The sequence below is a fragment of the Ensifer sp. Root1252 genome, from assembly GCF_001425885.1.
Taxonomy (GTDB): domain Bacteria; phylum Pseudomonadota; class Alphaproteobacteria; order Rhizobiales; family Rhizobiaceae; genus Ensifer; species Ensifer canadensis.
Genome location: NZ_LMDT01000010.1, coordinates 97700 through 107557, shown reverse-complemented (window position 1 = coordinate 107557; position 9858 = coordinate 97700). Strand labels below are relative to the sequence as shown.

9 protein-coding genes are annotated in these 9858 nt (G+C 58.4%); all 9 read right to left on the bottom strand.

Translation table 11 applies throughout. The annotated features are described in order from the left end of the window. Positions 1–186: 186 nt before the first annotated feature. Positions 187–1092: a 5-dehydro-4-deoxyglucarate dehydratase gene (gene kdgD, locus ASD02_RS12020; RefSeq protein ID WP_057209666.1), complete on the bottom strand. Its 906-nt coding sequence runs from the start codon at positions 1090–1092 to the stop codon at positions 187–189. An 82-nt stretch (positions 1093–1174) separates the two neighbouring features. Then, positions 1175–2377 carry a pyridoxal phosphate-dependent aminotransferase gene (locus ASD02_RS12015; RefSeq protein WP_057220894.1) on the bottom strand — a complete coding sequence of 401 codons (1203 nt, stop codon included), beginning with the start codon at positions 2375–2377 and terminating at the stop codon, positions 1175–1177. Positions 2378–2448: 71 nt separating this feature from the next. Further along, on the bottom strand, positions 2449–4086 hold the full coding sequence (locus tag ASD02_RS12010; protein ID WP_057220893.1) for a hydantoinase B/oxoprolinase family protein: 1638 nt from the start codon (positions 4084–4086) through the stop codon (positions 2449–2451). Positions 4087–4100: 14 nt separating this feature from the next. Then, positions 4101–6191 carry a hydantoinase/oxoprolinase family protein gene (locus tag ASD02_RS12005; protein WP_057220892.1) on the bottom strand — a complete coding sequence of 697 codons (2091 nt, stop codon included), beginning with the start codon at positions 6189–6191 and terminating at the stop codon, positions 4101–4103. A 176-nt stretch (positions 6192–6367) separates the two neighbouring features. Beyond that, positions 6368–7213 (bottom strand): transporter substrate-binding domain-containing protein, encoded by an 846-nt coding sequence (locus tag ASD02_RS12000; RefSeq protein ID WP_057220891.1) that lies wholly within the window; start codon positions 7211–7213, stop codon positions 6368–6370. A gap of 41 nt (positions 7214–7254) precedes the next feature. Then, positions 7255–7905 carry an amino acid ABC transporter permease gene (locus ASD02_RS11995; RefSeq protein WP_057213682.1) on the bottom strand — a complete coding sequence of 217 codons (651 nt, stop codon included), beginning with the start codon at positions 7903–7905 and terminating at the stop codon, positions 7255–7257. A gap of 10 nt (positions 7906–7915) precedes the next feature. Further along, on the bottom strand, positions 7916–8584 hold the full coding sequence (locus tag ASD02_RS11990; protein WP_057209675.1) for an amino acid ABC transporter permease: 669 nt from the start codon (positions 8582–8584) through the stop codon (positions 7916–7918). 15 nt (positions 8585–8599) lie between these two features. After that, positions 8600–9355, bottom strand: coding sequence for an amino acid ABC transporter ATP-binding protein (locus ASD02_RS11985; RefSeq protein WP_057209677.1), 756 nt, complete (start codon positions 9353–9355; stop codon positions 8600–8602). 24 nt (positions 9356–9379) lie between these two features. Then, complete coding sequence (locus tag ASD02_RS36985) at positions 9380–9853, bottom strand: RidA family protein (protein ID WP_082555527.1); 474 nt, start codon at positions 9851–9853, stop codon at positions 9380–9382. Positions 9854–9858: the final 5 nt, after the last annotated feature.

The window sequence follows — 9858 nt, the reverse complement described above, 5'->3', positions numbered from 1 at the left end:
CCTCGGCCGAGGCGCGGGCATATTCCCCGATCACGTCGTTGGTGTCGGACGGATTGATATTGGCAACGCCATCACCGCCAACCCATTCGCCGGCAATCAGGTTCTGGTGCAATGTCATGGGACCTCCTGCGAGAAAATGAATAGGGTCGCCCTCATCATGCGGGACAAGGGCGACCGTTTTACCCATTAACGCCTGTGCTGACCAATCAAGGTTTCCATCATGGACATTTCCTCCCCCGTCAGGTCGTGAAGCGGTGAGCGGACAGGACCAGCATCGAAGCCCTGTAGGCGTACACCCGCTTTTACCGCCGAAACTGCATAGCCTTTGGCGCGGTTGCGGATCGCCATGAAGGGGTAGAAGAAGTCGAGAAGGATCTTTTCGCACTTCGCGCGTTCGCCGGCGCGCAACGCCTTGTAGAACTCCATTGCCAGACCGGGCACGAAGTTGAACACGGCGGACGAGTAGGTTGTGAACCCAGCTCCGAGATAGGCTTCTGCGAAGAGCTCGGCGGTCGGCATACCGCCAAGGTAGGTCAATCGGTCACCCATCTTCGCCGTAATCTGGCGCACAAGGGCGATGTCCCCGGTACCATCCTTAAAGCCGACGAGGTTGGGGCATTCGTCGCAAAGCCGCGCGAGCGTATCGGCCTGGAGCACGGAATTGTCGCGATTGTAGACCATCACGCCCATACCGGTGGATTGGCAAACGGCCTTGATATGTTGGTAGAGTCCCTCTTGCGGAGCGTCGATCAAGTAGTGCGGAAGGAGGAGAATTCCGTCGGCCCCGGCCTTTTCAACAGACCTTGCAATGGAGGCGGCCATATTCGTGCCATAGCCGCAGCCTGAAACAATCGGCGTCTTGCCGGCAGCTTCCTTGGCAACGCGCACGATTTGCGGGATTTCCTCTGGCGCGAGCGAAAAGAACTCGCCCGTGCCGCCCGCGGCAAACAGCGTGGCTGCATCGTAGCCTGAGAGCCAGTTGACGTGCTCACCGTAGCTCTTGGCATTGAACTTTCCCTCCGCATCGAAATGCGTGACGGGGAAGGAAAGTAGACCGGCGCCAAGCACCTTTTTCAATTCTTCAGTTCTCATGGGTGTAGCCCTCCTTTGAAGGAAGCACCGAATAGCGATGCTCCTAGTTGATTTGTTTTGATTGGATTGGGTGTGCGCCTCTTCAGGCTTTCAGCGATCGCACCATGCTGGCCAGGCGTTCGCAGGCACGTTCCAGCTCGCGCTCGGAGGCGGCGATTGACAGACGAATGAAACCCGGCGCGCCAAAAGCCGCACCTGGCACACTCGATAGGCCGAACTGCTGGAGTAGGTGAGCGGCAAACGTTGTGTCGTCTACGACCACCTCTCCGCTTAGCTTCCGCCCGAACAGCTTCCCCACGCCGATGAACGCGTAAAACGCGCCCTCCGGCGGAGTGAAATCGATGCCCTCCATCCCTGCAAGCCTCTGCGACATGATTTTCGCCCTGTCCGCGAAGGTTCGAGCAGCTTTGGCAACGAAAGCCTGATCGCCGGTTAGTGCCGCGAGGGCTGCCGCCTGCGCTACGGTCGAGACGGACGTTACGCTCTGCGACTGCATCTTATTAAGCGACGCGATGAGCGCTTTTGGGCCGGCAGCATAGCCAACGCGCCAGCCGGTCATCGCATATGCCTTGGACACACCGTTGACGATCAGCGTTCGTTCACGCAGTTCTGGGCAGGCCGACGCGAAAGATATAAAGGGTGCCTCCCTAAGCAGGATGTGCTCGTAGATTTCGTCCGAAAGCACCAACACCTGCGGATGGCGGGCGAGCACTTCGGCAAGTCCTCGGTACTCCTGCGCCGAATAGATAGCTCCGGTGGGGTTAGATGGCGAGTTCAGCAGCAACCATCGGGTCTTGGACGTGATCGATGCTTCCAGCCGCTCAGGGTCGATCTTGAAACCGACCTCGGGCCCGCAACTCACATAGACTGGGTCGCCTCCGTGCAGCGAGACGATGTCGCCGTAGGACACCCAGCAAGGCGTCGGGATTATGACCTCATCGCCAAGCTCAAGCGTGGCGAGGAATACGTCAAACAGGATTTGCTTGGCGCCATTGGCGACCATCACCTCGTCAGCGGCATAGTTCAGCTGATTTTCCGTTTTGAACTTGCTCACGATCGCCTGTCGCAGGCTCTCCATACCCGCCGGCGCGCCATAGCGCACCCGCCCCTGACGAATGGCTTCGCAGGCCGCCTCAGCAACGTGTGCCGGCGGCTCGAAATCCGGCTCGCCAAGCGACAGGTCGATGATATCGCGGCCCTCGGCAATCAATTTCTTCGCAGCCATTGCGATCGCCATGCTGGGCGATGACTTTATGCCCGCTGCGCGCTTGTTCTCGAAGTTCATCTCCGGCTTCCTTGGACTGATTGACATTTAAAGCCGGACGAAGCTTCCGCCCCGCCCGGCCCCCGGGAGGATTATCTGGTAGGGACGTAGTCGAAATCGCTGTCCCGCTTAGCGGCTGTTGGATCGCGCGTGTCTGCCAGGCCATAGCCGCCGCCGCCAGGAAGCTGGAGAATTAACCGGCGACCAGCGGGAACATGTTGCCGACCCTTCGAGGCCAAGCGCGTTCCGTCGTCGAGCAACACTGCGCCAGGAGCGCCGTTCTCGCCGCCATTGCGGCCGCGCGCGGGGTGTTCGACGCGGTCGAACATGGCGTTGAAATGCATCTCGTGACCTTCGGTCGGCGAGATTTCCACGACCTGCCCCAGGCCGCCTCGGAACTGGCCGGCGCCGCCCGAACCGTCGCGCAGTTCCTTACGCCAGAAGATGACCGGACCGACGTGCTCTGTCGCCTCGATCGACATCGAGTGCACGCCGCTTGGAAATGCCGTGGCATTCAAACCGTCAAGCGTGGAACGTGCACCGGCGCCGCCACTGTTGAAGAGCAGGACTTCTGCGCGCTGGCCGCCATCAGCCGGCGCCCTTTCACCCTGCAACGGCCGCACGCTGACGTGCAGGTTCCACAAGGCACCCGCCCCTTCCGCCGGTACGCGACCAGGAAGCATCTTGTGCACGGCGCCAAGTACGGCGTCCGGAACGAGATGCCCGAGGACGTGGCGCACCGAGACCGGTGCGGGATGTTGCGCATTGAGAATGCAGTTTTGCGGAGCCGTGACGCGGAACGGTAGCAGGGAGGCGTGATTGTTCGGGATCTCCGGCGCGATCGAGCATTTGAGACCGTAACAGGCATAGGCTGCGGAGTAGATGATCGGGCAATTGATACCCTTCGGACTGGGCGGCGAGGTCCCTTCGAAATCCGCAAGGATATGATCGTTCGCCACATCGAGGCGCACGGCGATGTCGATCGGCGAGCCATAGCCGTCGACCCGCATTACGTTGGAATAGGAACCCTTCGGCAGGGCCGCAATCCGTTCGATTGACGCATCGTAGCTGCGCTTGAAGATGAAGTCCGCCAAGGTTTCGAGATCCGTAAGACCGAATTCGTCCATCATGTCCATGAGCCGGCGATGGCCGATCTCGTTGCAAGCTGCGAGCGAATAGACATCGCCGACCACCTGATGACTCTCGCGCACATTGTTGCGCAAGATGTTGACGAGGTCCTTGTTGACAACGCCGCGTTCGGCAAACTTCATGATCGGGACGAAGATGCCTTCTTCGTAGACCTCGTTGGCATCCGGCCCGAAACCGCGACCGCCAACATCGACTACGTGCGCGGTGCAGGCGAAGTAGCCAACCAGATCCCCTTTCCGGAAACTCGGCGAGACGACAGTGAAGTCGTGCAGGTGGCCCGTGCCCTTCCACGGGTCGTTGGTGATATAGACGTCACCCTCGAAGATGTTTTCAGGGCCGATGTCGCGGATGAAGTGGCCGACGGCTTCCGCCATAGCGTTGACGTGGCCGGGTGTACCGGTCACGGCCTGAGCTATCATCTTTCCTCCGCGGTTGAACACACCGGCAGACAGGTCACCCGACTCACGCACGCTGGTGCTGAACGCGGTGCGGATCAGCGTAAGCGCTTGCTCCTCAACTACGGAGATTAGCCGGTTCCACATGATCTGCATGTGGACGTCAGAAAGTGCATTGGTTTTCATGGTTTTCCCTCTGTTCAGGCAGCTTGCTTGGCACGCACGAGCAGGCAGCCATCGGACTGCATGACGACTTCGCGGCTCGCTGTGATGATGGTCGAGGTTTCGCGTTCGGTGATGACCGCCGGACCGGCGACCCAATCGCCTGGCTTCATGTCATTGCGGGAGACAATCGCGGCACTCTGGAAGTTGCCTTCCTGCACGTCGAAGATTTCACGGGTGCCCCGAACCTGGGCTGCCGCTCCCTTAGCGGTCTTGCCGATCCGCTCAGGCGGGATCACCTTTGATGTAGCACGCAGCGACCAACTGACGATCTCGACATCAAGCCCGTCAATCACGCGACCAAAGAACTGCTCATACTGTTCGTCGAACAATTTGCGAAACAGTGCGCCGTCACTATCGATGTAATCACGCACCTCAATGGTGACTGGTACTTCCCAGCCCTGACCGACATAGCGCATGTAGGCAGTGCATTCGAGACCCGGTTCCGCGTCCGGCGCTCCTGAGCGCACGAAGGATGTCGCTTCAGCGATCAAGTCGCTGATGGTGGTGTTGATCGCTTTCGCCTCGAAGCGGCTTAGACGGCTATAGGCGCTTCGAACGGATTCAAAGCCGAATGGAGCCCTCAGGAAACCGATTGCCGAGCCGACACCAGCTCCTGGTGGAATCAAAAGATCCGACATTCCAAGCTTTTCGCACAGCCGGGCGGCATGGATGGGTGCCGCACCGCCGAAGGCAATCATCGTGAACTCCGAAAGCTCCTTGCCGTTTTCAACGGCATGCATTCGCGCGGCGTTGCTCATGTTCTCGTCAACCACTTCGCTAAGCCCGTAAGCAGCAGTCGCAACATTGGTCTCAAGCTTAGACGCCACATCCTGATCCATTGCCTTGTCAGAGGCACAGCGATCGAGCTTCATTGCACCGCCGGCAAACTCGTCGGGGTCAAGACGACCGAGAATGAGATCGGCATCAGTGACGGTCGGGTTCTTACCGCCACGGCCATAGCAGGCGGGCCCTGGCTCGGAACCGGCGCTGTGGGGTCCAACGCGGATCTGGCGCATGCTGTCGACGGTTGCAATCGAACCGCCCCCGGCGCCGATCTCGACCATTTCGATGACCGGAATGGATATGGGCATGCCGCTGCCCTTCTTGAAGCGCCAGGTGCGAGCGACCTCGAATGTCTTAGACGTCTTGGGCGTCTGTTTTTCGATCAGGCAGATCTTGGCCGTTGTCCCGCCCATGTCGTAGGAGAGGACCTGGTCGAGCCCGTAGCTGCTGGCGATATGAGCGGCGAAAATTGCGCCGCCTGCGGGACCGGATTCAAGAAGGCGAACCGGGAATTCGATGGCGTTTTCGACGCTGATGATCCCGCCGCCAGAATGGATCATAAAGATCGGGCATCGGGTTCCCTCATCCGTCAAGCGACCAACGAGGCGGTTGAGATAGGAAGCCATCAGGGGCTTGACGAAGGCGTTGGCGCACACCGTGTTGAAGCGCTGGAACTCGCGCATTTGCGGCGAGACCTCGAACGACACTGACACCGAGATGTCCGGGTTTTTGGCAAGTAGCCGGTCTCGAACGGTTTTTTCATGCGCGCCGTTCAAGTAGGAATGTATGAAGCCAATCGCGACACTTTGATAACGGGCAGCAACAATGCGATCGCAGAGGGCATCGACTTCGGAAAGGTCCAGCGCCTTGAGCACCGAACCGTCGGCGCCGATGCGCTCGTCAAGTACAAAGCGCTCGTTGCGCGAAACCAGTGGTGCGGGCAGTACGATATCGAGATCATATTGTTCGAAACGGCTCTCCGTGCGCATTTCGATGACGTCACGGAACCCCTTGGTGGTGATGAAGGCAGTTTTCGCACCCCGGCGCTCGATCAAGGCATTGGTGGCGAGCGTGGTGCCGTGGATGATCGTATCGATCTCGGAGAGATCCACGCCCGCGACCTCAGCGACCTGTCGAATGCCTTCAACGATTGCGTTTTCGGGGAACGAGTAGTCGGTCAGCACTTTGATCGAATGGAGCGTGGCTCCCACTTCCATCGCGACATCGGTAAAGGTTCCACCGATATCGACGCCGACCCTAATTTGCTTGCCATCTTTCGCCATTTTCTTCACTCATGCTCCGTAAACGAGCTGTTGTTGCGCCGCGCCCGGGAAGGCTTGTTTTTCGACGTGCGGCGGCACTCCCCGCCCGCACAGACAGGCGGGGGCAAAAAGCTCTTCAGTGGTTGATGTTTCGGGTGCGCTGCGCGACGGCTAAATCAACGCGCAGAGCTTAAGCGTTATTGCTTGCCGGTGAAATCGACACCCGGCAATGTCGTCGGAAGCGCGGCGCGATCCACGCCAATCCATTTCTTGTAGAGCGCGTCAAGCGATCCGTCCGCGGTATGCCGGGTCACAAAATCTGTGAGGTAGGCGAGCATATCCTGATCGCCCTTGCGCACCGCCATTCCCTGGAAATTGTCGGCAACTTTGTACTTGCGCTCGAATTCGGCGCTGTGTCCTGTTTCCTTGATTACCAGGCCGTATGTGACGCTCCCAAGGATCGCATCGACCTGGCCTGAAAGCAGTGCTTGCACTGTCGTCGCATCATCGTCGAAGCGCTTGATTTCTGTCTCCGGCGGCGCAGCCTTGACCAAAACCGGTTCGAACACGCTGCCTCGGTTGACGCCGATTACGTATTTACCGAGATCCTCGTTACCCTTGATTTCAGCATCCTTTTTTGCCCAGACGGTGATGTCGTTCGACGAGTAGGGAATGACATATTGGATGACCTTGGCGCGCTCTTGCGTAATGGTCATAGAAGGCACGAGGAAATCGACATTGCCGTTGACGAGCAGAGGAATGCGGTTCTGGCCGGTGATGCGTTCGAACTTCACCTCGACGCCGAGTTCCTGGGCAATCAGCTTGGAAAGCTCGATGTCGAAACCCTCGTTTTGACCGTTCTGGTCGATGAAGCCCCAGGGAAACTGATCCATCTGAACCCCAATGACGGCCGTGCCCTTTGCCTTGATCTCTTCCGGCGTTACAGCCCCTGCAGTGTTGGTAAAGGCAGTCGCCGTCAGAATGACCGCCGTAAGACCGGACAGGAACCTGGAACGCGAAATGGTCGGTGCTGAATTGAACATGTTGGTTACCTCTGGTTGGTTTTGATCATGCGTTCTTCTTGTTATCTCGCGGCGTTGAGGCGCCGTTCGACTCTTGCGCTGAAGTATGTCAGGGGCAGGCAGATAAAGAAGTAGACGAGCCCGACCGCCCCGTAGACTTGCAGTGGTTGAAACGTGATGTTCGCCATTAGCTGGCCCGAGCGGGTAAGCTCAGTCAGGCCTAAGAGTGCAGCAAGAGCAGTCCCCTTGATAAGGTTCACCAGGAAGCCGATGGTGGCGGGCAAACCGATCCGGAAGGCCTGAGGCAGGACCACGTCGATCATGCGGTAGACATAGCCGATACCAAGCGCGCGGGCGGCCTCGCTTTGACCCGGCGCCACGGCCTGGATGCTGCCACGCCAGATCTCGCCGAGAAACGCGCTGGTGTGCAGCGACAGGCCAACGGTCAGCGCCACCCAGATATCGACTTTGAGGCCAAATACCGGCATTCCAAAATAGACGAAGAACAGCTGCACCAAGAGCGGCGTCCCTTGGAAGATCTGGATGTAGGTTGCCATAAGGCCGCGCAGGACTGTCCATTTGCTGGTACGACCGAGCGCTACTGCGAGACCGAGCGCTCCGCCAAAAGTGAACGCGAGAAGAGAGAGGAAGACTGTCCAGCGAGCACCTTCCAACAGGAATAGAAACTCTCCGAAACCAAATTCACGGATCATCGATTTGGCCTCACTTTGTCGGATAGGAGAAGTAGGTTCTGCCGACCAGCTGCAATGCGACAGAGAAGAACTGGGACAGCAGGAGGTAGACCGCACCGAGGACGAAATAGATCTCGAAACTGCGGAAGGTTTGGGCGTCCAGCGTCTGCGCCATGTAGGTCAGTTCCTCCGCGGAGACCGACGCAACAAGGCTCGAATTCAGCATCATCAGGATGAACTGACTGCAGAGCGCCGGATAGACCGCACGGATTGCCGGTCGAAAAACGATGAAACGATAAATGTCGATCGTATGCAGGCCAAGCGCCCTGCCCGCCTCGATCTGGCCAGGCCGGATCGACTGCACGCCACCGCGAACGATCTCCGCGGCATATGCCGCGCAGTTGAGTGACATTGCGAGGATCGCTGCCTCTTCGCCGTCCAACTTGATACCGAGCGTCGGCATGCCGAAATAGATAAAGAAGATCTGGACGAGAAACGGTGTGTTGCGGATAAGCTCGATATAGCCGACCGCAATCATCCGCACGGCGGCAAGTTTACTCATGCGCATCAACATGAAGACAATGCCCAGCGAAAGGCCGGCAACCATTGAGATGGCAGACATCCTTAGTGTTTGAATGGCGCCCTCGAGAAACATGGGCCAAGCGGCAAAAACAGGGGCGAAATCGAAGGAATATTGCATCTATACACCTCTGCCCTAGTGATTGAGGATCTGGCTGAGGAACGTCTTGGTGCGTTCATGGCTCGGGTTACTGAAGAACACGTCGGGCTTAGCGCTTTCGACGATCTCACCGCGGTCCATGAAGATGACGCGATGCGCAACGGCTCGGGCGAAGCCCATCTCGTGCGTGACGCAGATCATGGTAATGCCGTCGTCGGCGAGCGACACCATCGTATCGAGCACCTCCTTGACCATCTCGGGATCGAGCGCTGAGGTCGGCTCGTCGAACAACATGATCTTTGGATCCATGCAGAGCGCGCGTGCGATGGCGACACGCTGCTGCTGACCGCCCGATAACTGAGCTGGATACTTCAGCGCCTGCTCGACGATGTGGACGCGCTCAAGATGGCGCATGGCCTTTTCCTTGGCCTCTGCCCCCGACGCCTTGCGAACGCGCCGCTGTGCCAGCATGCAGTTTTCAAGCACTGTTAGATGAGGGAAAAGGTTGAACTGCTGGAACACCATACCGACGTCGCGTCTAATATGGTCGGCATTCGCGCCGCTTTGGTTGAGCCGTGTGCCGTTGACGAAGATTGTGCCTTCCTGAATTTCCTCCAGGTGGTTGATGCAACGGATAAGCGTCGACTTGCCAGAGCCCGACGGACCGCAAAGAACAATGTGCTCGCCGCGAGCGACGTTCAGATTTATGCCCTTTAACACTTGCAAAGGGCCATACCATTTGTTGACGCCGACCATATCTATGGCTTTTTCGGACTTCGCGCTTTCGCTCATTCCTCGTTCCCCTTCCTGTTATCGTCAGGATTTCATTGCGACTTCAAACACGGCATCAACCTCGACGGATGAGCCGCGAGGAAGCGATCCGGCGCCGAGCGCCGTACGGACGTGGCGGCCATTTTCTCCGAAGATTTCGACAAGAAGATCGGAAGCGCCATCAATTACGGCGGGATGTCCCTGGAAGTGCGGCGGCGCGTTCACGAAACCGCGAAGCTGCACGCACGCAATTACTCGGTCGAGGTCCCCGTCGAGGGCGGCACTTACCCGGGCCACAAGGTTCAAAGCGCAAAGACGAGCGGCTTGATAGCCGTCTTCAGGCGAGATGTCCTGCCCCACCACGCCGACGAAATGCTCGATACCGTCGATACGCGGGATCTGTCCTGAGACAAAGAGAAGGGATCCCACGAGCCGGTGCGCAACGTAGTTTCCGGAGGCCGGCGCATTAGAAGGCAACACGATGCCGAGCCTGGAGATGCGTTCAGAGACGACACCCATAGCAA

Bases quoted from the DNA above. Each gene is read 5' to 3' on its own strand.
- ASD02_RS11995 (WP_057213682.1), bottom strand. From the start codon at position 7,905: ATGATCCGTGAATTTGGTTTCGGAGAGTTTCTATTCCTGTTGGAAGGT.
- ASD02_RS11985 (WP_057209677.1), bottom strand. From the start codon at position 9,355: ATGAGCGAAAGCGCGAAGTCCGAAAAAGCCATAGATATGGTCGGCGTC.
- ASD02_RS12000 (WP_057220891.1), bottom strand. From the start codon at position 7,213: ATGTTCAATTCAGCACCGACCATTTCGCGTTCCAGGTTCCTGTCCGGT.
- ASD02_RS12005 (WP_057220892.1), bottom strand. From the start codon at position 6,191: ATGGCGAAAGATGGCAAGCAAATTAGGGTCGGCGTCGATATCGGTGGA.
- ASD02_RS36985 (WP_082555527.1), bottom strand. From the start codon at position 9,853: ATGGGTGTCGTCTCTGAACGCATCTCCAGGCTCGGCATCGTGTTGCCT.
- kdgD (WP_057209666.1), bottom strand. From the start codon at position 1,092: ATGAGAACTGAAGAATTGAAAAAGGTGCTTGGCGCCGGTCTACTTTCC.
- ASD02_RS11990 (WP_057209675.1), bottom strand. From the start codon at position 8,584: ATGCAATATTCCTTCGATTTCGCCCCTGTTTTTGCCGCTTGGCCCATG.
- ASD02_RS12015 (WP_057220894.1), bottom strand. From the start codon at position 2,377: ATGAACTTCGAGAACAAGCGCGCAGCGGGCATAAAGTCATCGCCCAGC.
- ASD02_RS12010 (WP_057220893.1), bottom strand. From the start codon at position 4,086: ATGAAAACCAATGCACTTTCTGACGTCCACATGCAGATCATGTGGAAC.